General features: G+C 37.6%; 2 protein-coding genes. Both read right to left on the minus strand.

Features of this window, described 5'->3' with window-relative positions; translation table 11 throughout:
- The coding region (locus tag FHL06_RS13930; RefSeq protein WP_153387252.1) for a hypothetical protein at positions 1-464 on the minus strand (464 nt) is incomplete at its 3' end.
- Positions 461-1,098, minus strand: a 638-nt coding sequence (locus FHL06_RS13935; protein WP_153387254.1) for a phage portal protein, incomplete at its 5' end; no start/stop codon positions are given. The genes FHL06_RS13935 and FHL06_RS13930, both read right to left, overlap by 4 nt.

Consider the following 1,098-nt stretch of genomic DNA (forward strand, 5'->3'; position numbering starts at 1 on the left):
ATACCTTTGAAAGCCCGATAAGCGTTGTCATCCATGTTATTCCTAGCCAATTTGAGATATTTAATATCATCCCTTTGATGGTTAACAATTACCTTTTTGACTTTCTTGGACTTATTCAATGGCTCCGGTTTATCAAGATATCCATTGACTGCCTGTCTGCTCATCCAGGCTTCTTCTAGTGTCAAATTCAAATTAGAGCTATCATCCATCTGGTCCTGTAGTTTCTTTATCGCCTGGTCAAATGCTACGGAAACAGATGGAGCAACTTCATTCTTAACAGCGTCCTTGTATACCATAATTTCATTAAGCCAGTCTTGAGTAGATTTAGAATCCTCAAGGCTATTCTTATTGATTGCGGTAGCAAGATGTTTAACGATGATACCCCAAACTTTGTCTTCAACTATTTTTATTTTGTCAGCTTCAGAAGCAGCAAGGATATCTAGTTCCCATGGTAAGAGTTTCATGATTCACGATCATCCTCATTGTTATCCTCGCCATAATCTTGACGGTGATTGTCTAAGACATCTTCAATGCTTCCCTGTGATTCCTCTTTAGTAAGCTGATCTAAGTATTCTTGTGCCTGGTCATTAGTCATACCGAATATTTGTTTAATAGCTTCCTTCCGTGGCATCAACGGTTTATTACCTGTTATTAACTCATAGTAATTGGCATTTTCAGTACGATCCTTAGCAATTGAATCATCAAAATTAATTGATACATCTACATCGGTATCGCCCCTATAGATATTTGAGGCCTTACCTAACTCTAGGATTGTTTGGCACATCTTTTTAAAAGCATCTTCCAGAATCGTTTCATGACTACTCTTGGATTGGTAGGTATCAGAATTTCTACTAATAACGCCGGTAGCTGTTTCTAATCCTTGAGTATTTGAATAACTAAATGTACCGGCACTAAATCCAGTTTGTGCAGCAAGGATATCCAATAATGAATTAATGGTTTCAATGATCTCTTTATTGCGAAGTGGCAACGTAATATCTTTTGGTTCCTGGGATGTAGGCTGACCTGAAGTATTATCGAATGTAAAGCCTTGATATACACGTTCTTCAAAATTCATGTGATACTCCATATCACCGGTGT

The sequence above is a fragment of the Companilactobacillus halodurans genome (assembly GCF_009600985.1).
GTDB lineage: Bacteria > Bacillota > Bacilli > Lactobacillales > Lactobacillaceae > Companilactobacillus > Companilactobacillus halodurans.